This window comes from Leucobacter sp. USCH14, from assembly GCF_037619215.1.
Lineage (GTDB): Bacteria > Actinomycetota > Actinomycetes > Actinomycetales > Microbacteriaceae > Leucobacter.
In genome coordinates, this window is record NZ_JAQPZP010000006.1 from 1 (window position 1) to 26,818 (window position 26,818).

At 66.4% G+C, this 26,818-nt stretch carries 28 protein-coding genes; 14 read left to right on the plus strand and 14 right to left on the minus strand.

What is annotated here, in order from left to right:
- Window positions 1-92 precede the first annotated feature (92 nt).
- The 6 genes from PQI23_RS07605 (at window position 93) to PQI23_RS07630 (ending at window position 3,512) form a co-directional block, all read left to right on the plus strand.
- On the plus strand, window positions 93-698 hold the full coding sequence (locus tag PQI23_RS07605; RefSeq protein WP_339973461.1) for a peptidoglycan recognition protein family protein: 606 nt from the start codon (window positions 93-95) through the stop codon (window positions 696-698).
- Between the two features lie 94 nt (window positions 699-792).
- On the plus strand, window positions 793-1,176 hold the full coding sequence (locus PQI23_RS07610) for a hypothetical protein (protein WP_339973147.1): 384 nt from the start codon (window positions 793-795) through the stop codon (window positions 1,174-1,176).
- A complete protein-coding gene (locus PQI23_RS07615) occupies window positions 1,173-1,496 on the plus strand; it encodes a hypothetical protein (protein ID WP_339973149.1) in 324 nt (107 codons plus the stop codon). Before PQI23_RS07610 ends, PQI23_RS07615 begins: the two co-directional genes overlap by 4 nt.
- 212 nt (window positions 1,497-1,708) lie before the next feature.
- A complete protein-coding gene (locus PQI23_RS07620; protein ID WP_339973151.1) occupies window positions 1,709-2,488 on the plus strand; it encodes a hypothetical protein in 780 nt (259 codons plus the stop codon).
- A 55-nt stretch (window positions 2,489-2,543) separates the two neighbouring features.
- Window positions 2,544-3,041 carry a Panacea domain-containing protein gene (locus PQI23_RS07625; RefSeq protein WP_339973153.1) on the plus strand — a complete coding sequence of 166 codons (498 nt, stop codon included), beginning with the start codon at window positions 2,544-2,546 and terminating at the stop codon, window positions 3,039-3,041.
- A gap of 141 nt (window positions 3,042-3,182) precedes the next feature.
- Window positions 3,183-3,512 carry a DUF7882 family protein gene (locus tag PQI23_RS07630; RefSeq protein WP_339973155.1) on the plus strand — a complete coding sequence of 110 codons (330 nt, stop codon included), beginning with the start codon at window positions 3,183-3,185 and terminating at the stop codon, window positions 3,510-3,512.
- Window positions 3,513-3,677: 165 nt separating this feature from the next.
- Here the strand turns inward: PQI23_RS07630 and PQI23_RS07635 are convergent, their stop codons facing one another.
- Both PQI23_RS07635 and PQI23_RS07640 read right to left on the minus strand, forming a co-directional pair.
- Window positions 3,678-3,965 carry a hypothetical protein gene (locus tag PQI23_RS07635; protein WP_339973157.1) on the minus strand — a complete coding sequence of 96 codons (288 nt, stop codon included), beginning with the start codon at window positions 3,963-3,965 and terminating at the stop codon, window positions 3,678-3,680.
- Window positions 3,966-4,023: 58 nt separating this feature from the next.
- Window positions 4,024-4,227 carry a DUF4244 domain-containing protein gene (locus PQI23_RS07640; protein WP_339973159.1) on the minus strand — a complete coding sequence of 68 codons (204 nt, stop codon included), beginning with the start codon at window positions 4,225-4,227 and terminating at the stop codon, window positions 4,024-4,026.
- A gap of 293 nt (window positions 4,228-4,520) precedes the next feature.
- On the opposite strand from PQI23_RS07640, the gene PQI23_RS07645 reads away from it, so the two are divergent.
- Genes PQI23_RS07645 through PQI23_RS07660 form a run of 4 tightly spaced genes read left to right on the plus strand, consistent with a single transcriptional unit; the run spans window position 4,521 to window position 8,493 of the window.
- Window positions 4,521-5,552, plus strand: coding sequence for an iron-siderophore ABC transporter substrate-binding protein (locus tag PQI23_RS07645; protein ID WP_339973162.1), 1,032 nt, complete (start codon window positions 4,521-4,523; stop codon window positions 5,550-5,552).
- A gap of 30 nt (window positions 5,553-5,582) precedes the next feature.
- Window positions 5,583-6,626: a FecCD family ABC transporter permease gene (locus PQI23_RS07650; RefSeq protein WP_339973164.1), complete on the plus strand. Its 1,044-nt coding sequence runs from the start codon at window positions 5,583-5,585 to the stop codon at window positions 6,624-6,626.
- Window positions 6,623-7,696: a FecCD family ABC transporter permease gene (locus PQI23_RS07655; RefSeq protein ID WP_339973167.1), complete on the plus strand. Its 1,074-nt coding sequence runs from the start codon at window positions 6,623-6,625 to the stop codon at window positions 7,694-7,696. The genes PQI23_RS07650 and PQI23_RS07655 overlap by 4 nt, the downstream gene beginning before the upstream one ends.
- Window positions 7,693-8,493: an ABC transporter ATP-binding protein gene (locus PQI23_RS07660; RefSeq protein ID WP_339973169.1), complete on the plus strand. Its 801-nt coding sequence runs from the start codon at window positions 7,693-7,695 to the stop codon at window positions 8,491-8,493. The genes PQI23_RS07655 and PQI23_RS07660 overlap by 4 nt, the downstream gene beginning before the upstream one ends.
- A gap of 23 nt (window positions 8,494-8,516) precedes the next feature.
- On the opposite strand, the gene PQI23_RS07665 is transcribed toward PQI23_RS07660, so the two are convergent.
- Both PQI23_RS07665 and PQI23_RS07670 read right to left on the minus strand, forming a co-directional pair.
- Entirely contained in the window at window positions 8,517-9,491 is a 975-nt protein-coding gene (locus PQI23_RS07665; RefSeq protein WP_339973171.1) for a type II secretion system F family protein, read from the minus strand.
- A 3-nt stretch (window positions 9,492-9,494) separates the two neighbouring features.
- Window positions 9,495-10,517 (minus strand): CpaF family protein, encoded by a 1,023-nt coding sequence (locus PQI23_RS07670; RefSeq protein ID WP_339973174.1) that lies wholly within the window; start codon window positions 10,515-10,517, stop codon window positions 9,495-9,497.
- A gap of 248 nt (window positions 10,518-10,765) precedes the next feature.
- Between PQI23_RS07670 and acs the strand changes: the two genes are divergently transcribed.
- Entirely contained in the window at window positions 10,766-12,754 is a 1,989-nt protein-coding gene (gene acs / locus PQI23_RS07675; protein ID WP_339973176.1) for an acetate--CoA ligase, read from the plus strand.
- 82 nt (window positions 12,755-12,836) lie between these two features.
- Here the strand turns inward: acs and PQI23_RS07680 are convergent, their stop codons facing one another.
- On the minus strand, window positions 12,837-13,313 hold the full coding sequence (locus PQI23_RS07680) for a RidA family protein (RefSeq protein WP_339973178.1): 477 nt from the start codon (window positions 13,311-13,313) through the stop codon (window positions 12,837-12,839).
- Window position 13,314: 1 nt separating this feature from the next.
- Window positions 13,315-13,488: a DUF4177 domain-containing protein gene (locus PQI23_RS07685; RefSeq protein ID WP_010154983.1), complete on the minus strand. Its 174-nt coding sequence runs from the start codon at window positions 13,486-13,488 to the stop codon at window positions 13,315-13,317.
- Between the two features lie 110 nt (window positions 13,489-13,598).
- Between PQI23_RS07685 and PQI23_RS07690 the strand changes: the two genes are divergently transcribed.
- Window positions 13,599-16,295: a transglycosylase domain-containing protein gene (locus PQI23_RS07690; RefSeq protein ID WP_339973183.1), complete on the plus strand. Its 2,697-nt coding sequence runs from the start codon at window positions 13,599-13,601 to the stop codon at window positions 16,293-16,295.
- A 2-nt stretch (window positions 16,296-16,297) separates the two neighbouring features.
- Window positions 16,298-17,239, plus strand: coding sequence for a metallophosphoesterase (locus PQI23_RS07695; RefSeq protein ID WP_339973185.1), 942 nt, complete (start codon window positions 16,298-16,300; stop codon window positions 17,237-17,239).
- 92 nt (window positions 17,240-17,331) lie between these two features.
- On the opposite strand, the gene PQI23_RS07700 is transcribed toward PQI23_RS07695, so the two are convergent.
- The 4 genes from PQI23_RS07700 to PQI23_RS07715 form a co-directional block, all read right to left on the minus strand.
- A complete protein-coding gene (locus tag PQI23_RS07700) occupies window positions 17,332-18,390 on the minus strand; it encodes an aspartate-semialdehyde dehydrogenase (RefSeq protein ID WP_339973187.1) in 1,059 nt (352 codons plus the stop codon).
- A gap of 37 nt (window positions 18,391-18,427) precedes the next feature.
- Window positions 18,428-19,705, minus strand: coding sequence for an aspartate kinase (locus tag PQI23_RS07705; RefSeq protein ID WP_339973189.1), 1,278 nt, complete (start codon window positions 19,703-19,705; stop codon window positions 18,428-18,430).
- 70 nt (window positions 19,706-19,775) lie between these two features.
- Complete coding sequence (recR, locus tag PQI23_RS07710; RefSeq protein ID WP_339973191.1) at window positions 19,776-20,372, minus strand: recombination mediator RecR; 597 nt, start codon at window positions 20,370-20,372, stop codon at window positions 19,776-19,778.
- Between the two features lie 75 nt (window positions 20,373-20,447).
- Entirely contained in the window at window positions 20,448-23,291 is a 2,844-nt protein-coding gene (locus PQI23_RS07715; protein ID WP_339973193.1) for a DNA polymerase III subunit gamma and tau, read from the minus strand.
- A gap of 63 nt (window positions 23,292-23,354) precedes the next feature.
- On the opposite strand from PQI23_RS07715, the gene PQI23_RS07720 reads away from it, so the two are divergent.
- Window positions 23,355-23,870: an Lrp/AsnC family transcriptional regulator gene (locus PQI23_RS07720; RefSeq protein ID WP_339973195.1), complete on the plus strand. Its 516-nt coding sequence runs from the start codon at window positions 23,355-23,357 to the stop codon at window positions 23,868-23,870.
- Between the two features lie 15 nt (window positions 23,871-23,885).
- Here the strand turns inward: PQI23_RS07720 and PQI23_RS07725 are convergent, their stop codons facing one another.
- From PQI23_RS07725 to PQI23_RS07740, 4 genes are all read right to left on the minus strand, one after another.
- Window positions 23,886-24,362, minus strand: a complete 477-nt coding sequence (locus PQI23_RS07725) for an Lrp/AsnC family transcriptional regulator (RefSeq protein WP_339973197.1) — start codon at window positions 24,360-24,362, stop codon at window positions 23,886-23,888.
- Between the two features lie 124 nt (window positions 24,363-24,486).
- Entirely contained in the window at window positions 24,487-25,212 is a 726-nt protein-coding gene (locus PQI23_RS07730) for a 3-keto-5-aminohexanoate cleavage protein (RefSeq protein ID WP_339973199.1), read from the minus strand.
- Window positions 25,213-25,317: 105 nt separating this feature from the next.
- The gene (locus PQI23_RS07735) at window positions 25,318-26,004 is read right to left on the minus strand and encodes an RraA family protein (protein ID WP_339973201.1); all 687 of its coding nucleotides are present in this window, start codon (window positions 26,002-26,004) and stop codon (window positions 25,318-25,320) included.
- Window positions 26,005-26,015: 11 nt separating this feature from the next.
- Window positions 26,016-26,816 (minus strand): nitrilase-related carbon-nitrogen hydrolase, encoded by an 801-nt coding sequence (locus PQI23_RS07740; protein ID WP_339973203.1) that lies wholly within the window; start codon window positions 26,814-26,816, stop codon window positions 26,016-26,018.
- Window positions 26,817-26,818: the final 2 nt, after the last annotated feature.

Sequence of the window (26,818 nt, forward strand, 5' to 3'; positions counted from 1 at the left end):
CGAGTACGAGGCCATCATGAACGAGCAGGTCGCACTCGCTGCCTGACTAATCTGTCACCTAAACGTGCAGCAGACCCAACAGCGGCATCATCATTCCGAACGTGGACGAGGAGAACCGCGCGTTCACGTCCGGCATGGCTGGGTATCCCGCCGGTGCGCAGGCGGACCATCGCTTCATCACGGTCGAGGTCAGCAACAGTCCACAGGGCGTGCGCAACGGCACATGGGAGATCTCGAGTTCCGCACTGGAAGCACTTGCCCGACTGATCGCCGACGTGTACCGCCGGTACGGTCTCGGCGCGGTGCGTCGCGGCACGAGCAGCGGCATTGCAGTGCACCAGGACTTCGTGCCGACCCAGTGCCCGGGACCGTACATGATGCGGAAGCTCCCGAGCGTCATCGCCCGCGCGGAACAGCTCCGCACCGGGGGCGGTACTGGCACCGCATCCAAGCCGAAACCGAAACCGAAGCCGAAACCGGCGCTGATTACCGAGGAGGACGACGAAATGGCTGAACAAGGACACGCATACGTTCGCGACGCCGCAACGAATGGGCAGGGTTCGATCTACCTGATCCGAAACGTCGACGGCAAGAAGCGGAAGATGTCGAAGGCGGAGTGGAACGCTCGCCGCGGAAGCCTCAACCCGAAGGTCACCGACATCTCCGCGGCTGAGCTGAAGGCGATACCGAACGCATGAGTGCGACGGTGATGATGCTGCTGGTCGCCGCGCTCTGTCTCGTGGTGCTCGGTGGCATCATCGCTGTCGGGCAGTGGCTAGAGCGGCGGTCCAGATGACAGAACCCATTTGGGTCGCCCTCATCGTCGCGATGCAGGGCGTCGTCGTCGCTCTCATCAGCAAGGTCACGATCGATGCGCGCCGCACGAAGCGATCGACTGAGGCCGTCAAAGAGCAAGTCGCGAACTCGCACGTGCTCCCGAACGGCGAGCCGTACAACCTGCGCGACAACATCGACCACAACCAGTCGGCGGTGCTCGGCGAGATCCGCGGCATCCGCCGCGACATCGGCAGGCTCGACCAACGCGACATCGAGCGCGGCCGCGAGATGCGCGAACTGCACGTCAAGATCGACGAGCTCGGAACGGCCGACCGCGGCGCCGCAGACCGGCTCACCAACATCGAAGACACCCTCGACCTGCGGAAGGACCGCCCGTGAACATCCAGACCAAGACCGACCGGAAGAATCAGGACCGGCGCACCATCATGGCCGCAATCGTCGGCGTCCTCGTCGCCCGGCTCGTCGCGACGATCCCGCTGCTCGCCGCGGCGCTCGAGTGGGTCGACGGACTCATCAGCGAGGCCGGCATCGTGTCGGTGCCAGCCCTCGCGCTGCTGCAGGCCGTCGTGACCGCCGTCGTAATCCTCGCCTATCAGCGAGTAGCGCAGTGGCTTGGAGATCGCTGGCCGAGCGTCGAAAAGTTGATGCTCGGCTCCGACGCGCGGCCCCACTACGAACCTCGCTACGCGCAAAGCTGACCGCACCTCTCGCGCCTCGATACGCCCCCTCCTAGCCTCCGGGCTGGGAGGGGGCGTTCATGGTGTCTTCTGGTGCATCGCAGTGTGTTATCTCAAGCTGTGTTAAGTTCGCTGATACTGCGTCTTCTTGTGGAAAGGACTGCGCCATGCGCAACACATCGGCAGTCACAGCGTCCACGCGAACCCCGTGGTGGCGACGTCAGCGAACCAAGATGTGGGTCGGCATCTTGGCCGCCTTCGGCACCCTGCTTGCAGCGTTCTCTAAGTTGGTATTCGACGCCGACAGCGGAAATGCGACAACCCTCACAGTGCTAGGGCTTGTACTCAGCTTCATTGCAGCGGTGTGGCTGGCTGTCGCTTCTGGCATCGATAAGAGCAAAGAAGAAGAGCTACGAGAGCAGGCGCGAACCGCAAAATCGGACGGTTTTCAGGCTGCAGCTTCTATGGTCAAATCGCTAATGCAGAAGCACCATCGAAATATCAGCAATTGGTCACCTGAGGTAGGTGACATTCTGCGTGAAGCAGCCGTCGACCTTGCGCGCCACTTCCTTGAGGGGATCGGTGTAGAAAAGGTTCGGGTTTCTCTTTACACTCCGAGCGCTGCTGAGGATGGGCCCGATGAGAGCGACAGCACGACCTCGGAATACACAGCACTTTCACTCCGCTACGCTTCGTGTGGAGTCGGTCGGCACGAGCCTAAAAATCTACATGAACTAAGTGCCGAGACTCGGCACATGTTCGAAGCATTGACGTCGTCCGCCCCATCGTCACCAGCTCCTCGAAAGGCCAAGAAGTCCGGGCCAATGGGATGGCGGCAGGCTCGCCAGATGGGCGTTGGAGCCAACGGTGGCGAACCCATAGGGCTTCTTACTGCTGATTCGGTATCAGGAGAGCCTTTCCCGCAACAAGCAGACGACATCATCATCTTGGCCGTCGAGCTACTTTTGCTCACAGACCGAACAACGAAACAAATGCTTGGACAACAAACGTGATTTGCGATAAAAGTTGCAACTACGAGACATATGATGAAGGCAGGAGGTAAGTCGAATGTCTTACACCAACGCGAGCCAATCAGTGCTCAACGTCTCGGATCTTATCTACGACCGACTCAGAAAGCTCGGCCACGCTGTCGAGACACTCAAGCTTCAGAAGCTGCTTTACTACAGCACGGCTTGGAGTGTGACACTTCGAGGACGGGAACTGTTTACGGACGAAATTCAAGCTTGGAAGCACGGCCCCGTCGTTGCTTCGTTGTATGGCTTTCATAGTCGGAAGATCGTGCTAGATCGTTCAATGGGAGGCGATTTGAGACACGTCTCCCCTGACGACCGCGTCTTCATCAACTGCGTGATTGACGCTTACGGCGATATGTCCGGTTGGGCCCTGAGAGAGATGACGCATCACGAAACTCCGTGGATCGAAGCTTGGGAAGCGTCACAAAAGGGGGCACTTCGTGGGTACCCGATAAGCCGGTCCTCCATGGCCGCCTATTTCCGCACGCAGCCCATTCCTGCTTCTCTTCGAGGCTACGCCAGCGCGTCGTAACCATCCGAGCAAACGATACGCCCCCTCCTAGCCTCCGGGCTGAGCGGGGGCGTATCTGTCTTCTACGGCAAGTTTGGGTTCGAGCGGAACAATTTACACGCCAACCGTTCGCGCGCCGCTATCCGTGCCAGAATGCTCCTCATGGGGTATTTAAAACACGGGGGCCAGGATTACGAGTTCGAGGATCGACTACTCGCGCACTTGCAGTTCGTGATTGGACAGAAGCTTAAGAAGCATGAGAGGTTCTTCCTCAGCTGGCACAAGTCACACGACCAGGGTGATGGCCGTGTGTCCGTATGGATCTCGCCTTACATGACGGTGGGGTTTCACTTCTCTGGAAGTAGGGACCCCGAGCTGAGCAAGGTGTGGATCCTCGCGCTCAACGCGCTCGCGAACACTCCACGCGGGCTCATCGCAATCAGCGAGGACGAAGCCGAGAGATTCATCAAGAACAACCCGGACGTGATGTAAGACAAGACGGACGGCCCCTCTTAGAGTTCTGAGAGGGGCCGTCCTTTTGTCGTACGCCGGCTGATGTATGGGGTACACGGTAGCCCGGGGCGACGCGACCAGAGTGCAACACTGCACACCGTCTGAGTAAGCCGTTGACCTCTCCGCGGAGCAGAAGCTATAGGCTCACGTGTGCAACGGCCCGCCTCCATTCGGCGGCCCCGACGTCTTCCGCTGCGCATGCGCAATGTGCGCCGCATTGTCGTACAGCACCGAGGCATCCGCCTGCTCGAGCGTCGGGAAGATACCCGTCATGCGCCGCTGCGCCGGATCGAGGTGCCACTTCATCACCAGGAACCGCGCCTCCCCCGTCGTGTCCGTGACGCGGTTCACGATCGCGGTCGGGTGATCCGTCGCGCTGCGCATGATCACCCACGTGTCCGCGTCGAGGCGGATCGGTGCAGGTCTACTCATGCGCAGCATCGTACGCTCCGCGTCCGACATCGAAAACGGCCGTCGTGTGCGCATGCAGTTATCGCGCCATGATGACGATCGCGTACTCCGCGGTGACGGCTCCGCGCTCGTCGTCGGCGAGCTCTCGCACCTCCCTGGTGAGCGCGCGGCTCCCGGCGCTCACTGCTCGGCGCTTCCGCGTCTTGTGTGCTCGACGACGCTGCTGATCGTTGTGCTCGGGCGTCGATCCTCGGTCGGACACGAGCTGAAGTGTGGGCTGCATCGGAACTCTCCTTGACCTCGCACGGCCCCGGCGGTCGCCGGTGCCCTCATCCTCACGGATTGCGGCGGAGCACATGCGTGGGCCGGCGCGAACTGTGGAGAACCGGAGTTCCGATCCCACTCTCGCCTGCTGTGGACTACGGATCGTGGGACCGTTCATCGCGAGCCGACGACCTGCGTAACAGCTGATCTAGATGAGGCTTGCCTAACTTTCTGCTACATTGACCGAGGCCCGTCAATGCCGTCGACGCCCTCCAGCGTCCAACCACCTTCCTCGACCCGAATGGAGCGCTCATGCGCACTTCCCGTCTTCTGGCTGCTGCCGGCATCGCCGCAGCACTCGCGGTCGGCCTCACGGCCTGCTCTTCCTCCTCCCCCGAATCCGGTTCGACGGCGGAGGCCAATCCCGCCGACGACAACGCCTTCCCCGTCACGATCCAGCACGTGTACGGCGAGACCACCATCGATGAGAAGCCCGAGCGGGTCGCCGCCGTCGCGTGGGCGAACCACGAGGTACCGCTCGCGCTCGGGATCGTGCCCGTCGGGATGAGCAAGGCCACATGGGGCGATGACGACGACAACGGAATTCTGCCCTGGGTCGAGGAGAAGCTCGATGAACTCGGCGGCGAAACGCCCGTCCTCTTCGACGAGACCGACGGCATCGATTACGAAGCCGTCGCGGACACGCAGCCCGACGTCATCCTCGCGTCCTACTCCGGCCTCACGCAGGAGGAGTACGACACACTCTCGAAGATCGCTCCCGTCGTCGCATACCCGGATGTGCCGTGGGGCACTCCGGTTGATGAGATGGTCGAGATAAACTCAGCCGCCCTCGGGCTCGGCGCAGAGGGCGACGCTCTCGTGGATCAGTTGGAATCCGACGCCGCCGCATCGCTCGAAGAGCACAGCATCCTCAAGGACAAGAAGGTGCTCTTCGCGTACGTCGACCCGTCCGATCTCAGTCAGTTGGGCTATTACACCGCAGCCGACACGCGCCCCGGCTATCTGCACGACGACCTCGGCCTACCACTCCCCTCGATCGTCGAGGAGAACGCGGACAGCGACGAGTTCTACCTGACGGTGAGCGCGGAGGACGCCGACAAGTTCTCCGATGTCGATATGTTCGTGACGTACGGCGACGACTCACTGATCGCGACGCTCCAAGCCGATCCTCTGCTGTCGAAGATTCCAGCGATCGCCGAAGGCCGCATCGCGATCCTTCCCGACGCCACGCCGATCGCTGCGTCCGCGAATCCGTCTCCGCTATCGATCCCCTGGGGACTCAGCGACTACCTCGCGATGCTCGCAGCTCCGCTCGAGAAGTGACGCTCCGCGTCGCATCTTCGCAGTAGATCCGTGTCCGCCGCCACCGCTCCCACGCCGGTCACCGCAGTCCTGCGGCGGCCGACGTGGGCCCGCACCCTCTGGCTGCTCGTCGGAGCGGTCTCGCTGATCCTGCTGTGCGCGCTGTCGGTGAGCTTCGGCGTTCGAGAGGTGTCCCTCGGCGACATCGTCGCCGCGCTCGCCGGAACAGACGACACGCTCGCAACGGCGGCCATCGTGAAGAGGATCCCCCGCACCGTTCTCGCGCTTCTCATCGGTGCGGCCCTCGCGCTCTCCGGCGCGACGATGCAGGCGGTCACCCGCAATCCGATCGCCGAACCGGGCATTCTGGGCGTCTCCAACGGAGCCTCGCTCGCCGTCGTATTCGGTCTCGCCTTCTTGAGCATCAGAGACCCCTACGGCCAGATGACGCTCGCGATCGCAGGAGCCGCGATCGCGGCGACCTTCGTCTACACGGTCGGTTCGATCGGGCGCGGCGGTGCCACTCCGCTGAAGCTCGCGCTCGCCGGGGCGGCGACCTCGGCCGCCTGCGCCTCGCTCATCAACGCCGTCATGCTGCCGCGCGTCGACGTGCTGCAGGCGTTCCAGTCCTGGCAGATCGGCGGAGTCGGAGGTGCGGAGTGGCCCCGCATCGCGATCACGGCGCCCGTGCTCGCGTTGGGAGCGCTGATCTGCTTCGTGAGCGCGAGAGGAATGAACTCGCTCGCACTCGGCGACGACATGGCCCGGGGGCTCGGCGAGCACGTGCTCCGAACTCGTCTGGTCTCCGCGCTCGGAGCGGTCATCCTCGCGGGTGCTGCGACGGCGATCGCCGGACCGATCGGCTTCGTCGGCCTGGTCATTCCCCATGTATGTCGAATGCTGATCGGCACCGACCACCGCTGGTTGCTTCCATTCTCGGCACTGGCGGGCGCCGGCCTGCTCCTCATGAGCGACGTCATCGGCCGGCTCGTGTCGCCGGCATCGGAGGAGATTCAGGTCGGCATCATCACTGCGATCATCGGCGCGCCATTCTTCATCTGGATCGTGCGGCGTCAGAAAGTTCGAGAACTGTGAACAGATCGACTGGAACCGCCCGCGCGCATCGGCTTCCGACCTCCGACGACATCGCCGCGATCGTGGTCGGCCGTCGATCGCGCCGACGCCGCCACGCGCGCGCGACGGTCGCACTCGCCGCGCTGCTGGTCGTGCTGTTCACTGTCGCGCTCATGGTCGGGAACACGTTCTACACGCTCGGCGAGGTGCTTCGCGTGCTCTTCGGCGAGACGGTTCCGGGAGCCTCCTTCACCGTCGGCGAGCTGCGATTGCCGCGCTCCGTGCTCGCCGTGCTCACGGGCGTGTCGTTCGGCATTGCTGGCGTGAGCTTCCAGACATTGCTGCGCAACCCGCTCGCATCACCCGACATCATCGGCATATCGAACGGCGCCGGCGCCGCGGCCGTCATCGGCATCATCGCATTCTCCGCGAAGGGGCCACTGGTCTCTCTACTCGCGCTCGCCGGCGCCCTGCTCACGGCGGGCGCGATCTACCTCTTGTCGATCAGAGGCGGGTTCGCAGGCACCCGACTCATCCTTATCGGGATCGGCATCGCGGCGATGCTGCAGAGCATCATCTCCTACCTGCTGTCGCGCGCCGCAGCCTGGGATATCCAGACCGCGATGCAGTGGCTCACCGGCAGTCTGAACAACGCCTCATGGGAACGAGCGGCGCCGCTCCTCGTCGCCGTGATCGTCATCGTTCCGCTCATGCTCGCGCAGGGTCGCGCGCTGAGCGCGCTGCAACTGGGCGACGACTCCGCAGCCGGCCTCGGGATACGCGTGAACCTGACGCGGCTGCTGCTCATCCTCGGCGCGGTGACGCTCCTGGCCTGCGCCACCGCAGCCGCCGGGCCGATCGCGTTCGTCGCGTTCATGGCGGGTCCCATTGCGGCGCGGATCACCGGGCCGGGAGCGAATCTGCTGATTCCGAGTGCCCTCGTGGGCGCCGTGCTCGTGCTCGGCAGCGACCTCATCGGCCAGTTCGCCTTCGGCGAGCGCTACCCGGTGGGCGTCATCACCGGTGTCCTCGGAGCTCCCTATCTGATGTATCTCCTCATTCGCACGAACCGCTCGGGAGGAGCCCTGTGACCGAAGCGCGCACGCTGAGTGCGGACGCCGTGACGCTCGGGTACGGCGACCGCACCATCATTCGAGATCTCGACCTGGAGATCAGTCCCGGTCGCATCACGACCATCGTCGGCGCGAACGGCTGCGGCAAGTCGACCCTGCTGCGTGCGCTCGCGCGCTTGCTCGCCCCTCGATCGGGCCAGGTCATTCTCGACGGGGCCTCGCTGCACGCCCGATCCACCAGGGAGGTCGCTCGAATTCTCGGCCTGCTTCCGCAATCGCCCGTCGCTCCGGAAGGCATCGCGGTTGCGGATCTCGTGGGCCGTGGTCGACATCCGCACCAGAAGGTGCTCTCGCGCTGGAGCACGCATGACTACGAGGTCGTGGCCGACGCGCTCGCCGCCACCGGCATCGTCGAGCTCGCGGATCGGAACGTCGACGAGCTCTCCGGCGGTCAGCGTCAACGGGTCTGGATCGCGATGGCGCTCGCGCAGGAGACCGACATCCTGCTGCTCGACGAACCCACGACGTATCTCGACGTGGCGCACCAGATCGAGGTGCTCGACCTGCTCACCGACCTGAGCATCTCGCGAGGCACGACGATCGTGATGGTGCTGCACGATCTGAATCTCGCGGCCCGCTACTCTCACGAACTCGTCGCCATGAAGAACGGCCGCGTGCACGTCACCGGCACTCCTCAAGAAGTCATGACCGTCGCGCACGTCGAAGAGGTATTCGGTCTCCCGAATCGGATCACGAGGGACCCGGTATCGGGCATGCCCATGGTGACGCCGATCGGGAGGCACCATGCCCGCTGAGGAGTGCACCGAGTCGGTCGTCATCACACGGCTCCGAACATCGACAGCACCACGGGAACCACGCCGAGCACGATGAACGCGGGCAGCACGCACACTCCGAGCGGCAGCAGCACGCGCACACCCAGGCGCTCCGCCTCGCGCTCCAGCCGCGCAGCGGACGCCACACGTTCGGCATCCGCCTGTTCGAGCAGCAGAGGTCGCATGGGCACCCCGGCAGACTCGGCGGCTGCGAGGGTCGAGTGCAGTGAGCTTCCCGAGCAGAAGCCGTCGAAAGGCACCCACTCGGCCCCGTAGTGATCCACGCGGTCGACCACGTGCCGTGCGGCCGCGGGAGGCGGGGCGCCTCCGCCGAGCGCCACCCACATGAGCTCGAAGGGGAGCCCGGCGATCTGGTCGTCGTTCGCAGCACGGCGCTGCATGACTCGCGACCAGTGCACTCCGACTCCGAGCAGACCCGTGCCGACACTGGCGATGACCGCCCCCGCCGGGCTGAGCAGCACGGGCACGGGGTCAAAACCGAGCAGCACCCCGAGCAGCAGGGCGAGGATCGGCAGAGCCGCCACCATCCGCACCGTCGCCCGCGGCCCGGCCAGAAGCACGGACCGCCGTTCGCGCATCTGATCCAGCTCGCGCAGCGCGTAGGCGATGCGCTGCAGCGCGGGAGCGAGCGGAGCGCCGCATTCTTCGGCGAGCCGCCACGCGACGGCCAGCACGCGCCACTCGGGAGCGTCGTTCGCTGCGAGGGCGGAGGGAATGGGAACGCCGTCGGTGATTCTCGCGGCGATGACGCCCGTGGCCGACGTCGAGGACGCGTCCGCAGCGATCACCGCGAAGGCTCGCGCGGGCGGCACGCCCCCGCGCAGCAGCGCCGCCGCCCGTTCGGCGACCACCGTCGCCTCGTTCCGCTGCTCCGTCTGAGCTCCCTGCGCAGAGCCCGCGACGAGCTCCCCCGCCCGAGAAGCCCGCGCGTATATCAGCTCGCGAAGGCGCTTCCACATCGGCTACGCCACCACCCTTCGCACCCCGAGCAGGCGCTCGCTCGTCAGCTCCAATGCACCGATGGCGCGCACGCGGGGCCCGCGAGCTGCCCGCTCCACGTGCACGATCGCGTGGAGCGCGGTCACGGCCTGACGAGCGAGCGCCTCCGGCCCCCACCCCGCGAGCGCTCCCAGAGACTCGAGGCGCGCCGGCACCTCCTCCAGCCGACTCGCGTGCAGGGTGCCGGCCCCGCCGTCGTGCCCCGTGTTCAGAGCGGCCAGCAGCGTCGAGATCTCAGCGCCACGGCACTCGCCGAGCACGATCCGGTCGGGGCGCATGCGCAGCGCCTCTCTCAGCAGGCGATCTATCGAGATCTCGCCGATGCCCTCCGCACTCGCCTGTCGCGTCTCCAGAGACACGGCGTGCCGGTGCCGAAGGCGCAGCTCGGCGACATCCTCAATTGTCAGGATGCGCTCGTGCGACGGGGAGAGATCGAGGAGCGCCGCCAGCACCGTGGTCTTCCCGCTGCCGGTGCCGCCCGTGATGAGCACATTGCGGCGGTCGCCGATCAGCCTGCGCAGAAACTCGGCGGTGCTCGTGGTGCAGAGCCCTCCAGCGACGAGTTCCTGGAATCGCGGGGGCGAGATGCGCGGGAGCCTGATCGACACCGCCGCACCGCCGACCGCGATGGGTGGCAGCACTGCGTGGACGCGGATGCCGTCGCCCAGTCGCACGTCGGCGCAGGGGTGGAGCTCGTCGAGATGCCGCCCGCCGGCGGCGATCAGGCCGGTGGCCAGACGATGCACGGCTTCCGGGTCGGCCTCCCAGTCGAGCACCTCGTGCAGCGCGCCGGAGCGGTCCAACCAGAGTCGCGCTGCGCCGTCGCGCACCTGCACCACGAGGTCTCGGAGCTCGGGGTCGTCGAGCAGCGGCAGCAGGCCCCCGAACGAACGCCTCGCCGCGCGGTTGAGCGCCGCCGATCGCGTCGCCACCGGGTGCGCAGGGCCGACGGACGGCGGGTGATCCGGAATCGCTGCGGAGGGCATGGTCCTATCCGAGCAGGATCCTCCGAAGCAGAAGTGCGCGAGGGGAAATCTGTGCGTACACGCGAGAAGACCCGGCGTCTACACCACTGTGAGCGGCGAAGCGAACGGCGCACTGGACGGCAGGGTGAACCGAATCGGGCGAAAGGTATAGCCTGGATCTGCGCTTCGGGAGCGTACGGATCCCGAGCGTCACTGAGGGGCCGGGAGCGAGCGATCGCCCCGGGAATCGATCGAAGATAAGGGCGTCAATGAGCGATCAGACCGGCAGTATCGAAAGCCACCACCTCCCCGAGGGAGAGACCCCGGAGACCTATGCTCCGAGTCCCGAGTTCCGTGAGCAGGCCAACGTCACCGATTCGTCCGTCTACTGGAAGGCTGCGCAGGATCCCGAGGGGTACTGGGCTGAACAGGCGCAGAACCTGCAGTGGACGAAGCCGTTCACCGAGGTGCTCGACTGGACCAATCCGCCGTTCGCGAAGTGGTTCCAGGACGGCGAGCTGAACGTGGCGGCGAACTGCCTCGACCGCCACGTCGCCGCCGGCAACGGTGATCGGGTCGCGCTCCACTTCGAGGGCGAACCGGGCGACACCCGCACCCTGACCTACGCCGAGCTCACCCATGAGGTGAAGCGGGCCGCGAACATGCTCACGAGCCTCGGCGTCGAGGCGGGCGATCGCGTCGCCATCTACATGCCGATGATTCCCGAGACGGTCATCGCGATGCTCGCCGTTGCACGACTCGGCGCCGCGCACTCCGTCGTGTTCGGCGGCTTCAGCGCCGAGAGCCTGCGCGCACGCATCGACGACGCCGAGGCCCGCCTCGTGATCACCGCGGACGGCGGCTGGCGCAAGGGCCGCGTGTCGGCCCTGAAGCCGACCGTCGACGACGCGCTCGCGTTGAACGGCGGCGGCAGCACGGTCTCTCGCGTGCTCGTCGTCGAACGCGCCGGCAACGAGGTCGCGTTCGACGAGGATCGGGACCTGTGGTGGCACCGCGAGATCACCGCCTTCGACGGTGAGCACGAAGCTCAGGGCTTCCCCGCCGAGAACCCGCTCTTCATCCTCTACACCTCGGGGACGACCGGAAAGCCGAAGGGCATCCTCCACACCTCCGGCGGGTATCTCACGCAGGTCTCGACGACGCATCGCGACGTGTTCGATCTGAAGCCCGAGACCGACGTCTACTGGTGCACGGCCGACATCGGGTGGATCACCGGCCACAGCTACGTGGTCTACGGGCCGCTCGCGAACGGCGCGACGCAGGTGATCTACGAGGGCACTCCCGAGACGCCCGACTGGGGCCGCTGGTGGTCCATCATCCAGAAGTACGGCGTCACGATCTTCTACACCGCCCCCACCGCGATCCGCGCCTGCATGAAGGTGGGGCGCCAGGTTCCCGAGCAGTACGATCTCTCATCGATCCGGGTGCTCGGCTCCGTCGGCGAGCCGATCAACCCGGAGGCCTGGCGCTGGTACCGGGAGGTCATCGGCGCGGGTACTGCACCGATCGTCGACACGTGGTGGCAGACGGAGACCGGCGCGATCATGATCTCGCCGCTGCCCGGGCTGACGTCTCTGAAGCCGGGCAGCGCGCAGGTGCCCCAGCCCGGCATCTCCGTGACGGTCGTCGGAGAGGACGGCGAGCCCGTCGACAAGGGTCAGGGCGGCCTGCTCGTCGTGCAGCGCCCCTGGCCCTCGATGGTGCGCACGATCTGGGGAGATGATCAGCGCTTCATCGACACCTACTGGGCGAAGTTCGGCGACCGCTACTTCGCCGGCGACGGCGCCCGCCTCGACGATGACGGCGACGTGTGGCTGCTCGGCCGCGTCGACGACGTCATGAACGTTTCGGGCCACCGCCTGTCGACCGCCGAGATCGAGTCGGCGCTGGTCGAGCACCACGCGGTCGCGGAGTCCGCGGTGGTCGGTGCGGACGACGAGACGACGGGTCAGGCGGTGGTGGCTTTCGTGATCCTGAAGTCCCAGCAGAGCATCCTGTCGCTCGAGGAGGCGGAGCCCGAGCTGAAGAAGCACGTCGCCGCCCAGATCGGAGCGATCGCGCGCCCGCGTCAGATCTTCATCGTCTCCGAGCTCCCGAAGACCCGCTCGGGAAAGATCATGCGGCGACTTCTGAAGGACGCCGCAGAGGGACGCGAGGTCGGCGACACGACCACGCTCGCGGATACGTCGGTGATGCAGACGATCTCGGATCGCGTGCGCAGCGAACGCGGCGCCTGAGACCGCAGCGAGACGGCAGAGGCCGGGCACCCAAGACGGGTTCCCGGCCTCTGCCGCGTATCAGCGTCGTTCGTTCGCCGTGTCAGTCCTGCACCTTGAACACGAACTCGATCTCGACGGGCGCGTCGAGCGGGAGCACCGCGACGCCGACGGCCGAGCGCACGTGGATGCCGAGGTCGCCGAACACGCGCCCGAGGAACATGGAGGCGCCGTTCGCCACCGCGGGCTGCCCGGTGAATGACGGATCGGACGCCACGAAGGCCGTGACCTTCACGACCTGGGAGATCTTGTCGAGAGATCCGATGACTCCGCGCGCTGCCGCGAGGGCGTTGAGCGCGCAGAGCTGAGCGAGCTCCTCGGCGCGCTCAGGGGATACCAACCCGTCCCCTGTGCCGACCTTGCCGGTCTCGGGCAGAGCGCCGTTCACGAACGGCAGCTGGCCGGCCGTGTAGACGTAGTCGCCATCGCGCAGTGCCGGAACGTACGCGGCCACCGCCGCAGCGACCTCGGGAACCTCGTACCCCAGTTCGCGCAGCCGATCCTCGATCACAGATGCCATGTCAGGCCTTCCTCTTCTTCATGTACGCGACGTTGCCGCCTGCGGGGCCCTCGATGATTTGCACGAGCTCCCAGCCCTGGGAACCCCAGTTGTTCAGAATTTGCGCCTCGTTGTGCAGCAGCAGCGGCGTCACGAAGTACTCCCAGGTCGGGGCGGCTTCGGTGGATTCACTCACGTGCGGATCTCCCTCGGTTGACGGTCATCAGCGCATACGGACGAGCAGCGTCGTCGCAGCGCGGACGGCGCGTTGCTGTTTTGTCAGCTACGTCGCTTACCCTTGATTCTATGACCCGTCAGACATCTCAGTCTTCGCGCGTGCGCTCGCAGAAGCCGCGCACCGCAGGAGGGGCCCTCGCGGGGCTCCTCGGCGCGCTCGCCATGAGCGTGATCGCCGGCGTGCTCCTCACCGCAGCGGTGACTCCGGTCGTCGCCCTCAGCGGTACCGCGACGAAATCGGCGGTCGGCATTTTCGAGAGCCTGCCCGACCACCTCGATCCGGGCAAGCTCGCCGAACCGTCGACGATCTACGCGACCGCGAACGATGGTTCGCACATCGAGATCGCGACGTTCTACGATCAGGATCGCGAGACCCTGAGCTGGGATCAGATTCCGCAGTTCGTCAAGGACGCCGCGGTCGCCGAGGAGGATCCGCGCTTCTACACCCACGGCGGCGTCGACGTGCTCGCGACTGCGCGCGCGGTGCTGCAGAACGCCGCGGGGCAGAACCTCTCGGGCGCCTCGACGATCACCATGCAGTACGTGCGCAACGTGCTCATCCAGGAGGCCATCGCGATCCCCGATAAGGAGGCGCAGGAGGCGGCCTACGAGGATGCGATGCGCCAGGATGTGGACCGCAAGCTCAAGGAGATGAAGTACGCGATCTCCATCGAGAAGAAGTACCCGAAGGACGAGATCCTGCTGGGCTACCTGAACATCGCGCTGTTCGGCCGCCAGATCTACGGCATCGAGTCGGCGGCGAAGTACTACTACGGCAAGTCCTCTGCGGATCTGACGCTCGCCGAGTCTGCGAGCCTCGTCGCGATCGTGAACAATCCGTCGGAGCTGCAGATCGACGTCGAGGAGAACATTCCGGCGAACACGGAGCGCCGAAACAAGATCCTCAAGAGCATGCTCAGCCACGGGAAGATCACGCAGGCGCAGTACGACGAGGCCTTCGCGACGGCAGTGACCCCGAACATCACCCCGCGCGTGCAGGGATGCAACGTCGCCGAGCAGAATCACGGGCTCGGAGCGTTCTGCGACTACGTGCAGCGGTACATCAAGGCCGACCCCAACTTCGGCGATACGCCGACGGAGCGCGAGTTCAACTTCAGCCGCGGCGGCTACAAGATCTACACGACGATCGATCTCGACATGCAGGCCGCCGGCAACGAGGCGACGCGGAACACGGTGCCCGCACTGATGGACGGCATCAAGGTCGGATCGGCATCGAGCAGCGTCGAGGTCGGCACCGGCAAGGTGCGCGCCATGGTTCAGAACCGGCCGTTCAACAACGCCGAGTCGTTCTTGAAGGAGAACCCCGAGTACACGACCGTGAACTACAACACGGACGAGGAGCTCGGCGGCTCGAGCGGCTTCCAGGTCGGGTCGACCTTCAAGCCGATCACGCTCGCCGAGTGGATTCGCACGGGCCACTCGGTGCGCGACATCGTCAACGTGAACAGCCGCAAGGGCGTGCCCCTGCAGTCGTTCCCCGCGAGCTGCATGCCGGACGGCGTCTACAGCTACGGCACGTTCGACTTCTCGAACGACAACGAGGGCATCAAGGGAAATCAGTCGGTGCTCACGACCATCGCGAACTCCATCAACGGCGGCATCGTGTCGATGCAGCAGAAGATGGATCTCTGCGGCACCTTCGAGATGGCTCGCTCGCTCGGCATCCATCGAGCCTCCGACCTGCCCGTATGGTCGCAGGAGGAGATCGACCAGGGGATGGCGCCGCCGGATCAGCTCGGCAAGACGAAGGTCCCGACGCTTTCGAACAGCCCCCGCGACCTCTCCATGGTGCCCTCGAACACCTACGGCGGCGTCGACGAGATCGCACCGATCACCATGGCTGCGGCGTACGGCGCGTTCGCCGGCGACGGAACCGTCTGCACCCCGGTGCCGATCGAGTCGATCGTCGACGACGCCGGCGAGCAGGTGCCCTTCACGAAGAGCGAGTGCTCGCAGGCGATCGCACCCGAGGTGGCCGCAGGTGTGGCATTCGCCCTGGAGAACGCCGTGACCCGAGGGCTCGCCGACCACGCTCTGTCGTCGACCGGCGTGCCGCACCTCGCCAAGACCGGTACCACCGACGACGTGATCGACAACTGGACGGTCGGTGCGAGCACGAAGGTCGCAACCGCCACCTGGGTGGGCAACGCGGATCCGTTCTGCAGCGACCCGAACAACCCCGACACCTGCGCGCGTGTTTCGACCATGGGCTTCGGCAACCTGATGTATGCGGATCAGACGATCTGGCCCGCCATCATGAACACGGCGGATGCCAAGTACGGCGGGGAAGCCTTCCCTGAGCCGGATGAGGCCGCGATTCGCCAGACCATGGTCTCCGTGCCCGATGTGAAGGGCAAGTCGATCGAGGAAGCGACCGACATGCTGACGCAGCTCGGCTTCTCGGTGAGCGACGGCGGTGACGTCGACTCGGCCGAGTCCGAGGGACGTGCGGCGCGGACGGATCCTGAAGCAGGGGCGTCCGTGGGGCTCGGCTCCGGCGTCACGCTCTACAGCAGTAACGGGAAAGCCTCGAAGATTCCGGACGGCCTCGTCGGGCAGACCGGCAACAATGCAAAGTCCGCGTTGAACGGTGCCGGGTTCGGCAGTGTGGAGTTCACCTGCGGCTCCGGCAGCAGCTCGAATCCGAAGTCGAACAAGGTGCTCTCGGTGAGCCCCGATAGCGGCAGCGAGGCGAACCGGAGCGATACGGTGACGCTGACCCTCGCCTGCAGCAAGAAGGACTGAGCTTGACTTCGCATCCCGCACGTTCGACGGCGGCCGTTCTCGGAGCGGCCGCCGTCGGCGTACTGACCTGGTCCACCCTCATCGAGCGACGGCTCTTCACGGTGCGCAGGCACGCGCTGCCGGTACTCCCCGAGGCGCGAACCCCGATCCGCGTCCTGCAGCTCTCCGATCTGCATCTCGCGCCCTGGCAGGCGCAGAAGGTCGATTGGGTCCGCTCGCTCTCCGAGCTGCGCCCGGACCTCGTGGTGCTCACCGGCGACCTCATGGGTCACCGCGAGGCTCTGCCGGCCCTGGTGCATGCGCTGCGGCCGCTGGTGGCGCACACGCCTTCGGTGTTCGTGCACGGTTCGAACGACTACTACGGCCCGCTCTTCAAGAACCCGATGAAGTACCTGCTCGAGCCGAGTCGACGGAGCACGCGCACGCCCGATCTCGACAATGTCGCGATCACCCGCGCGCTCACCGATCTGGGGGCGATCGATCTCAACAACAGCGCGACTCGGCTCACGATCCGCGGGAGCCGAGTCGAGCTGCTCGGCTTGAACGACCCGCATATTCGATATGACGACCCCGACCGGATGCGCGCCGCCGCCGCAGCGCTGTCTTCGCAGGGGGAGAACGGTGACGGAGATGATGCTGCATCCGTGCGCCTCGGCGTCGTGCACGCGCCCTACCAGGAGGCTCTCGGAGCGCTTCTGACGGAGGGATCAGACGTGATCTTCGCCGGCCACACGCACGGAGGTCAGGTACGCGTACCGGGCGTCGGCGCACTCACCGCGAACTGCGATCTCCCGACGGAGCAGGCGCGGGGTCTGAGCGTCTGGTTCGATGCGCACCGCGCGGCGTTCTTGAACGTGAGCGCCGGCCTGGGCAATTCGATCTACGCTCCGGTGCGGTTCGCGTGCCGCCCCGAAGCTTCGCTGCTCACCCTCGAGTCGCCGTAGTCGATGCTCGTCGGGCGCATTCGCCCAGACGAGCGGAGGCCCCGGGAGTTCGTTCTCACGACTCCCGGGGCCTCCGCTGTGCAGCGAGCGGGTTACGCTGCGCGCTGCTGCGCGATGAGTTCCGCGATCTGCACCGCGTTCAGCGCGGCGCCCTTGCGGAGGTTGTCGTTCGAGATGAAGAGCGTGAGGCCGCGCCCCTCGGGGGCGGACTGGTCGGCGCGAATGCGCCCGACGAACGAGGGATCCTTTCCCGCAGCCTCGAGCGGAGTGGGAACGTCGCTCAGCTCGACGCCCGGGGCCTCTGCGAGCACCTCGCGGGCGCGGTCGGCCGTGATCTCGCGCGAGAATTCCGCGCTGATCGACAGCGAGTGACCGGTGAACACGGGAACGCGCACGCACGTTCCGGCCACCCGGAGTTCGGGAAGCTCGAGGATCTTCCGGCTCTCGTTGCGGAGCTTCTTCTCCTCGTCCGTCTCCCCCTCGCCGTCTTCGACGATCGAACCGGCGAGCGGAAGCACATTGAACGCGATGGTCTTGGTGTAGACCTCGGGAGCCGGGAAGTCGATAGCCTCACCGTCGTGCACGAGCTGCTCGAGGCTGCCCGACTGCACGGCCGCCTCTGCTTGACCGGCCAGCTCACGGGCGCCCACGAGACCCGAACCGGAGACGGCCTGGAACGTGGTCACCACGAGTCGCTCGAGCCCCGCCTCGGCGTCGAGCGCCTTCATCACGGGCATCGCCGCCATCGTGGTGCAGTTCGGGTTCGCGATGATACCCTTGCGCGCCTCGGCGATCGCGTGAGGGTTCACCTCGCTGACGACGAGCGGCACCTCGGGATCGAGACGCCAGGCGCTCGAGTTGTCGATGACGATCGCGCCCGCGGCCGCGAACTCCGGGGAGTATTGCTTGGATGCGGCTCCGCCGGCGGAGAAGAGCGCGATATCGATGCCGCTCTTGTCGGCGGTGGCGACGTCTTCGACGACGATGTCCTCGCCGCGGAAGGCGAGCGTCGATCCCGCCGAGCGCGCGCTCGAGAAGAAGCGGATGCTCGCGATCGGGAAGTCGCGCTCATCGAGCAAACGGCGCATCACCGCGCCCACCTGACCGGTTGCGCCGACGACGGCGACCGAGAGTCCCTGCTGTGCAGCCATGTGTTTCGAGATCCTGTTCTGTGTTTCGCCGGGGAGACTACCGGCCGGTGCCGGCGTACACCGTTGCTTCGGTGTCCGCGTCCAGGCCGAATGCGGTGTGGAGCACGCGAACCGCCTTGTCGAGCAGATCGGCGCGCGTGACGACCGAGATGCGGATCTCGGACGTCGAGATCATCTCGATGTTGATGTCGGCCTCGTAGAGCGCGCGGAAGAGCTGCGCCGAGACGCCGGTGCTCGTTCGCATCCCAGCGCCCACGACCGCGACCTTGGCGATCTGGTCGTCGTACTGCAGGCTCTCGAAGCCCAACGACTCGCGTTCCGCCTCGAGCGCTTCGATCACCTTGCGTCCGTCGCCGAGCGGCACGGTGAAGGAGATGTCGGTGCGGTTGGTCTGCGCTGCTGAGACGTTCTGCACGATCATGTCGATGTTCGCGTGCGTCTTCGCCACGATCTCGAAGATCTGCGCGGCCTTGCCCGGAATGTCCGGCACGCCGCCGACGGTGACCTTCGCTTCGCTCTTCTCAGCGGCGATGCCGGTGATGATCGGCTCTTCCACCTGATCTCCCTTCGGATGCCCCTTGGCGGGGTCGTAGACGATGGTGCCCGGCTCGTCGGAGAACGATGAGCGGACGTGCAGCACGACGCCATGACGGCGCGCGTATTCAACGGCGCGCAGGTGAAGCACCTTCGCTCCGGAGGCCGCGAGTTCGAGCATCTCCTCCGCGGTGATGGCGTCGATCTTGCGGGCGAGTGGAACGACGCGGGGATCGGTGGTGAAGATGCCGTCGACGTCGGTGTAGATCTCGCACACGTCGGCCCCGAGGGCGGCGGCGAGTGCGACCGCGGTCGTGTCGGATCCGCCACGGCCCAGGGTGGTGATGTCTCGTGAATCTCTGCTGAAGCCCTGGAAGCCGGCGACGATCGCCACGGCACCCTGGTCGAGGGCCTCGCGCACGCGGCCGGGGGTCACGTCGACGATCTTGGCGGAGCCGTGCTCGGCCGTGGTGATCATGCCGGCCTGGCTGCCGGTGAACGAGAGCGCCTCGATTCCCATGCCCTTGATGGTCATGGCGAGCAGAGCCATCGAGATGCGCTCACCCGCGGTGAGGAGCATGTCGAGCTCTCGGGGAGCCGGAATCGGCGTGCACGCGTCGGCGAGCTCGAGCAGTTCATCGGTGGTGTCGCCCATGGCGCTGACGGCGACGACGACCTCGTTGCCGCCGCGGCGTGCCTCGACGATGCGCTTGGCGACGCGTTTGATGCTCTCAGCGTCGGCTACGGACGAGCCCCCGAATTTCTGCACGATCAACGCCACGCGGGTTCCTCCTGAATATCCGAGCCGAACGCTCAGTCTACCGGACCAGGGGTTCGGGTGATGTCACCGGTTACTCCACTTTACGTCTGCCCTCGAAGGCGCGACCGAGCGTCACCTCGTCGGCGAATTCGAGGTCTCCCCCCACGGGGAGGCCCGACGCCAACCGCGAGACCGGAACCTCGATGGTCGTGAGCAACCGCGAAAGGTACGCAGCGGTGGCCTCGCCTTCGAGGTTCGGGTCGGTCGCGATGATCACTTCCTGCACCTGGTTCTCACCGATGCGCCGCATGAGCGCGGGAATGCTGAGATCATCGGGGCCGATGCCGTCGATCGGGCTGATGGCGCCGCCGAGTACGTGATACAGGCCGCGGAACTGGCGCGTGCGTTCGATCGCCACCACGTCCTTCGGTTCTTCGACGACGCAGATGAGGCTCTCGTCACGTCGCGGGTCGCGGCAGATGGAGCAGCGCTCCTGCTCCGTGAGGTTGCCGCACACTTCGCAGAAGCGCACCTTCTCGCGCACCTCGCCGAGGAGTTCGGCGAGCCTCGACACGTCGAAGTTCTGCGTTTGCAGGATGTGGAACGCGATGCGCTGCGCTGATTTCGGGCCGATGCCCGGCAACCGGCCGAACTCGTCGATCAGGTCTTGAACGATGCCGTCGTACACGGTGGTGCCTCCTCGTATTGACGACGTGACGTGCGCCGTTCAGCACACACCTTAGTCGCGACATTGCCGGGCCGCTCACCGCGGCGGGAGCGGACGCTCCTCGACGAAGCGCGCTCCGAGTACCTCGCGCACGACCGCTTCGCCGTAGCGCGTGAATGCGGGCCGTGCGCTCTGGCCCGCTGTCGATGCGGGAGCGGGGTTCGGGGCAGGAGCAGAACCCGCCGTCGGAGCCTGAGCCGAAGCAGAGTTCGAGGCCGGATCCGGAGCCGGAGCCGGGTTCGGGGCCGGAGCCGGAGCGGATGCCGACGCAGAGGCGTGCTCCGCGTACGGATCCCCCTCCCCCGCGTCGTCGGGCCCGTCGCCGGGGTCATCGGCATAGGGGTCGCCGAACGAGGCCGGATCGGCGAAACGCGTCGAGTTCGACTCCGTTTCGGCCTCTGCAGCGGCGGGCATCTGCTCCGTGTCCACCTGCTCCGCGCCCTCTGCAGTATGCATCGCCGCAGCGGGAGCTGCGTCGGGTGCCGGAGCGGGGGCCGCAGCGGACGTCGGTGCCGCGACGGAGTCTGGTGTCGCGTCGGTGACGGGCGCAGGCGGCGCGGATGCCGTGACGGGCGGTGTGCGCACCGCAGGGGTGTCTTCTGCGGCCGAGACCGGTTCGGGTGGCAGCTCCGCCCAGGCGGGTGCCGCGAGCGCGGGGCCGAGCCCGCTCAAGCGTGCTGCTGCCCGAACCATCGGGTCGTCGGTGTCCGGTTCCGGCGCGGCGCCTCCTCCTGTGTCGGGGACGGAGGGTGCTGCAGCCGCTTCACGGGATGGGCCCGCTTGATGAGGCTCCTCTGCGTCGGCGGCGGGCGCCGGTTCTCGGGCCGTGCCGTGACCGGCACCTCCCTCACCCGCGGGCATGCGCTTCGGCTTGTACTTCACGCTGATTCCGATGGCGGAGAGGATCGTCTCGCGGAGCGGGCCCGCACCCGTGGTTTTGAACGCGGCGAGGTCGGATTCCGACGCGAGACCGACCGTGAGCACGTCGCCCTCCAGCGCGAGGGGAGCTACTGGACGCACGGCATTCCAGGCCTCGCGATCGAGCTCGAGCAGCTCCTCGAGCAGATCGGGCCACACGTCCATGAGGTCTTCGTACCCGCCAGAGGGTTCATCGCCCGACTCCGAGCCCGCCGGGTCAACGGACGCTCCAGGAGCGGCGTCTCCCGGAGCGGGAGACGCCGGTGCCGAAGACGACATCGGCGCTGCGGCCGTCTCCGATTCCGCGGCTGGCTGCGCGGAACGCGGCCCTTCGGCCTGTGCGGTCGGCTGTGCCGGAGCTCGAGCCGGAGCCGGAGCATCGCTGCCAATGCTCTCGATCTGCGCCGAGCTGAGCACCGCCGAGATCGGTCGACCGAACTTCGCGGCGCCCTCATTCGGGTGCGGCGCGGCGCCCGCGGTGGGCGCGACGCCAGCGGTCGGCCCGGCTTCAGGGGTCGGCCCGGCCTCTGCGGTGCGCGCCGCTTGATCGTCCTGCGACAGGAACTCACGAATCGAGGCCGCCGTCTGCGCCGCATTCGGGGTGCTCTGATCCGGCGCCGGGACGGCGGGGGCGCGCGAATCGGTCTGCTCGACCGCAGCGCTTCGGGCCGCCGCGAGCGCGGCCATCGGGTCGGACGCCGGCTGCTGCGCAGCCGACTGGTTCGCCGCGGGTTCCGGCGCAGCCGACTGACTTGCAGCGGATTGAGTTGCAACGGACTGAGGTGCAGCAGGCTGCGTCGCAGGGGCGGAACGTGCAGGGATCGGAGCTGGGGCCTCCTGCGCTTCCTCCGGGGCCTGCGTCGCGTGCACCAGGGCGCGCGCGATCATGAGCTCGAGCTGCAGGCGCGGCGCCGTGGCGCCCGCCATCTTGTCGAGCGCACCGCTGACCACATCGGCGATGCGCGACAGCTCGCCCCGCCCGAAAGCGCGGGCCTGCTCGAACATGCGCGTGAGCTGGTCCTGCGGCACACCGCGGAAGATGGCCGCGGCGCCGTCGACCGTCGTGGCGTTCACGACGATGAGGTCGCGCAGCCGTTCGAGCAGGTCCTCGACGAATCGCCGCGGATCCTGCCCCGTCTGCACCACCCGATCCGCCGCGCGGAAGGCCGCCGCGGCGTCATGCGCCCCGAACGCCGCGACCGCATCATCGAGCAGCTCCGCGTGGGTGAAGCCGAGCAGCCCCGCGGCGCGCTCCGAAGTCACGAGTGCCGTGTCGGAGCCCGCGATGAGCTGGTCGAGAATCGAGAGCGTATCGCGCACCGAGCCGCCGCCCGCGCGTACGACGAGCGGGAGCACGCCCGGCTCGACCTGCACGCCCTCGCTGTCGCATAGCGATTGCACGTAGTCGATGAGCGTGCCGGGCGCGATCAGCCGGAACGGATAGTGGTGCGTCCGCGAACGAATCGTGCCGATCACCTTGTCGGGCTCGGTCGTGGCGAACACGAACTTCACATGCGGCGGGGGCTCCTCGACGATCTTGAGCAGCGCATTGAAGCCGCCGGGCGTGACCATGTGCGCCTCGTCGATGATGAAGATCTTGAAACGATCGCGCGCCGGCGCGAACACCGCCCGCTCGCGCAGATCACGAGCGTCGTCGACGCCGCCGTGGCTCGCGGCGTCGATCTCGACGACGTCGAGCGATCCGCCCCCATCACGGCTGAGCTCGACGCAGCTCTCGCACACGCCGCAGGGCGAATCCGTCGGACCCTCCGCGCAATTCAGGCACCGCGCCAGAATGCGCGCCGACGTCGTCTTCCCGCACCCTCTCGGCCCGCTGAACAGATAGGCGTGCCCGATGCGACCGGTGCGCAGGGCCGTCATCAACGGTTCGGTGACCTGCGACTGCCCGATCATCTCGGAGAATGCTTCTGGCCGGTATCGGCGATAGAGTGCGGCAACCACGCCACCATGCTACCGGCGGCCTTCGACATTCCTGCGGGAGCCGGCACGAGTAGACTGGGCTGCATGGACGCAGCTGCCGGAGGGGACGATCAGCTGCTCGACGACGCGGATCGCGACATCATCGACCAGCTCCGCGTCGACGGCCGAAGGTCGTTCTCCGAAATCGGGCGACGCCTCGGCTACACCGAACCAACGATTCGTCAGCGCTACAATCGGCTGGTCTCGCTCGGCATCATCTACGTCGCTGGTATGTATGACGAAACCAAGATCGGTGGCATCGCCGCTCATGTCGGACTTCGCGTCGCAGAGGTGCCCGTGGCACGCGTCGCCGAGCAGCTCGCTGACCATCCGCAGATCAAGTATGTGGCGTGCGCACTCGGCTACTACGACATCATTCTCGACGTTGTCGCGGAAGACGCCCAAGCGCTCGGGCGCATCGTGCTCCAAGATTTGCGGCGCATCCGCGGCATCTCCGAAGTGGAGACGCTCACCGTGCTCGAAGTGCAGAAGGACACCTATCTCTGGCAGGGCTTCCGAGAACCGTCACCGCGCAGCATCGCCCGAGGCACCTCAAGCTGAGCGACCCGCTCCCCACTACCCGTTTGGGTCGCTGATGCTCTGCCCTGCGGTTCCTCGCAACCCCTCCCACGTGTAGTCCTTGGCGAGCGACGTGACGATGATCGGCTGGATCGAGGCCACACCCGGATGGCGCCTGATTTCGTCCATCAAATCAATGAGGCGCGGCTGATCCCGACATGTCGCTTCGAGATAGATGTCGTGAGACCCCGCGACGAGCGCGATGTGGTTGATCTGGCTGATTCCCGACAAACTATCGGCGACCGAGCGAGGCGTGAGGTTGCGCACCCGCAGCAGCAGCCGAACGACCTGGTGCCCGAGCAGCAGCGCATTGCAGAGTGCAACGATCGTAATCACGTCGTCGTCCTCGAGCTTCGCGAGTCGGGTGCGCACGGTCGACTGCGCGACCCCGAGATGCTCGGCGAGCGATGCGAACGAGCGGCGTCCGTCTCGCGCGAGCAGCTCGATCAGTCGTCGATCCAGATCATCCACCATGCGATCGCGCCTCCCCCGATTCGACTTCGAGCGTACCGCTTCCGCATTGAGCGAGTCGGGAGGCGCCCTCGGCGGCCCCGAGGCGCTCCAGGTACACAGCGAAAAGTCGCAGGAGATACCGCGATCAGCCCGCTTCGAGCGCTCGCACTGCGCGCACGAGCTCGGCGTTGTCTGCGGGCGCCGATCCGTCGGGCAGCGTCACGCCGTCCTCGAAACCGATGCGCATCTCACACCCGTCCGCAATCGCGGCCTCGACCACTGACCACACGGTTTCGTCATAGCCGTGATACAGAATGGGTGCCTTCACGCCGGCTTCGCGCAGCACCGCCGAAATCTCGCGGCACTGCGCTACGGCAAGCTCGGGATCCTCGGTCTCGGGCTCAATGAGCACGCGCACGTTGCGGTGCAGAGTCGGCGACTCGAGCAGCGCGGGAACGTCGTCCATCGACCACACCGCGGATTCGAGGATCATGCCGCGCGAGAGCACGAGCTCGGCGGCTTCGGCTGCGCCCTCTTCGCAGAACGCCACTGAGGCGAAGTCGGGCAACGCATCAACTGGCCACGCTGCGACATGCGCCATGCGCTCTGCGTGCGAATCGACCGTCCAGAGACCGGTCGTCGTGCCGATCACGACGTCAGGTCGGGCAGCGCGCATGGCGCGCACCCATTCACCGACGGCTTCGGGGTCGATCGTCTGGCCACCGTCTGCCGTAATGACGTGCGCATGCACGACGTCGGCGCCTGCATCGACCGCGGCAATTGAAGCCGCAACGATTTCAGCGGTGGTCTGAGGTACTGCGGGGTGCTCGGCACGGGGTCGCCCGCCGTTGATTGCGGCTTTGAGGAGCATGGTAGAGAAGAACCTTTCGTTGGGTTTTCGGGCGCACTCGACCACGCCGTCCATCATCGTTCGGCGAAGCCGGGCGGCGCGTTCGGGAAGCCGAGGTGCGGGAGACTACTGCGGAGTGTCGCTCGCGAGCAATGCGGCGGCGGTCGCGCTCGCGCCGGTGACGTCACCGAGGCGCTTACCCGCGCGGAGGTCGTCGACCAGCTCGGGTTCTTCGGCGTCATCGGCAAGGGCGATGTCGACGATGCGCTCGAGCGTCTCGAGCGGCACGACGAGCACGCCGTTCGCATCGGCGAGAACGACGTCACCTGGTTGCACGACGGCACCGCCGCAGGTCACGGGCAGGTTGACTCCGCCGGCGTCGATCCCGTGCAACTTCGTCGTCAGCATGCTCGTGCCGCGCGCGTGCACCGTCATGCCAAGTTTCGCAATTTCATCGGTGTCCGTGACCACGCCGTCGACCACGGCGCCCGCGGCGCCGCGAACCGCGAGCTGCGCGGCGACGACCTCACCAAGCGGTGCATGACGGCGATCTCCGCCGGTGTCGAGCACGAGCACGTGACCAGCCTCGATAAAACCCGCGGCGTGGTGCAGCGCGGTCGAGTCGGTGGCGGTGGTACGCACTGTGAATGCCGTGCCGATGGTGCGCCTGCCCGAGTCCACGATGCGGTGCACCTCCGGCTCGACAAATCCCTCTTCGAGGTAGTGTCCGAGCGTGGGGAAGCTCAATAGTTCGAGCTTCCCGCGCAGCTCGGAGCTGAGCACGGGGGGAACGGTTCCGGTTTGGAAGAACATGAGGGTTCCTTCTAGTTAATGGCGTATTCGAGCACAATGCGACGATTGTCGAGCGCGGGGAGCATCTGTCGGGCGCGCGCCAGGCGCAACGCATCGACCTCGGCGAGGAGCAGCGCCTCGTCGTGGGCGTTGGATTCCGCAACGACGACACCGAGCGGGTCGATGACGCGGCTCAGCCCGACCGAATCCTCGCCGACGGTGCCGGCGGCGAGGAACCAGCTCACGTTCTCGATGGCGCGAGCCTGCGTGAGTACCGACCAGTGCGCCTCCTTGCCCTTACCAGAGACCCAGGCCGCGGAGAGCGAGATCACATCGACGCCGCGATCCGAGAAGCTGCGGAACAGCTCGGGGAAACGCACGTCGTAGCAGTTGGCGATGCCCACGCGCAGGCCGTCGACCTCGATGATCGGCGGAAGCAGAGAACCGCGGGTCACGTATGCGCTTTCCCGGTATGCGAACGCGTCGTAAGTGTGCACCTTGTGGTAGCGGGCAAGCTCGACACCTCCAGGGCTCACCGCAAGGAGAGTATTGAACGGCAGATCGGAGCCGTTCGGCTCATACCCGCCCGCGATCACCGTGATGCGGTGCTGCTGGGCGAGCTCGCGCAGCAGCACCTCAAACTTCGGCCAGATCTCAGCCAGCAGTTCGGGGAAGCGGGGTTTGATCGCGTCATCCGCGAGCAGCATCGCCTCCTCGGGAAAGACGATGACACGGGCGCCAGCCGCAGCTGCCTGCGCGGTGTAGGTCGAGATGGTTTCGAAGTTGGCGGCCGGATCGATGCCCGGCGAGGTCTGAGCGACGGCGACTTTCATGG

Bases quoted from the DNA above. Each gene is read 5' to 3' on its own strand.
- PQI23_RS07690 (WP_339973183.1), top strand. From the start codon at position 13,599: ATGACCCGTCAGACATCTCAGTCTTCGCGCGTGCGCTCGCAGAAGCCG.
- PQI23_RS07625 (WP_339973153.1), top strand. From the start codon at position 2,544: ATGTCTTACACCAACGCGAGCCAATCAGTGCTCAACGTCTCGGATCTT.
- PQI23_RS07635 (WP_339973157.1), bottom strand. From the start codon at position 3,965: ATGAGTAGACCTGCACCGATCCGCCTCGACGCGGACACGTGGGTGATC.
- acs (WP_339973176.1), top strand. From the start codon at position 10,766: ATGAGCGATCAGACCGGCAGTATCGAAAGCCACCACCTCCCCGAGGGA.
- PQI23_RS07680 (WP_339973178.1), bottom strand. From the start codon at position 13,313: ATGGCATCTGTGATCGAGGATCGGCTGCGCGAACTGGGGTACGAGGTT.
- PQI23_RS07620 (WP_339973151.1), top strand. From the start codon at position 1,709: ATGTGGGTCGGCATCTTGGCCGCCTTCGGCACCCTGCTTGCAGCGTTC.
- PQI23_RS07730 (WP_339973199.1), bottom strand. From the start codon at position 25,212: ATGCTCCTCAAAGCCGCAATCAACGGCGGGCGACCCCGTGCCGAGCAC.
- PQI23_RS07630 (WP_339973155.1), top strand. From the start codon at position 3,183: ATGGGGTATTTAAAACACGGGGGCCAGGATTACGAGTTCGAGGATCGA.
- PQI23_RS07725 (WP_339973197.1), bottom strand. From the start codon at position 24,362: ATGGTGGATGATCTGGATCGACGACTGATCGAGCTGCTCGCGCGAGAC.
- PQI23_RS07740 (WP_339973203.1), bottom strand. From the start codon at position 26,816: ATGAAAGTCGCCGTCGCTCAGACCTCGCCGGGCATCGATCCGGCCGCC.
- PQI23_RS07720 (WP_339973195.1), top strand. From the start codon at position 23,355: ATGGACGCAGCTGCCGGAGGGGACGATCAGCTGCTCGACGACGCGGAT.
- PQI23_RS07670 (WP_339973174.1), bottom strand. From the start codon at position 10,517: ATGCCCTCCGCAGCGATTCCGGATCACCCGCCGTCCGTCGGCCCTGCG.
- PQI23_RS07610 (WP_339973147.1), top strand. From the start codon at position 793: ATGACAGAACCCATTTGGGTCGCCCTCATCGTCGCGATGCAGGGCGTC.
- PQI23_RS07735 (WP_339973201.1), bottom strand. From the start codon at position 26,004: ATGTTCTTCCAAACCGGAACCGTTCCCCCCGTGCTCAGCTCCGAGCTG.
- PQI23_RS07645 (WP_339973162.1), top strand. From the start codon at position 4,521: ATGCGCACTTCCCGTCTTCTGGCTGCTGCCGGCATCGCCGCAGCACTC.
- PQI23_RS07640 (WP_339973159.1), bottom strand. From the start codon at position 4,227: ATGCAGCCCACACTTCAGCTCGTGTCCGACCGAGGATCGACGCCCGAG.
- PQI23_RS07700 (WP_339973187.1), bottom strand. From the start codon at position 18,390: ATGGCTGCACAGCAGGGACTCTCGGTCGCCGTCGTCGGCGCAACCGGT.
- PQI23_RS07665 (WP_339973171.1), bottom strand. From the start codon at position 9,491: ATGTGGAAGCGCCTTCGCGAGCTGATATACGCGCGGGCTTCTCGGGCG.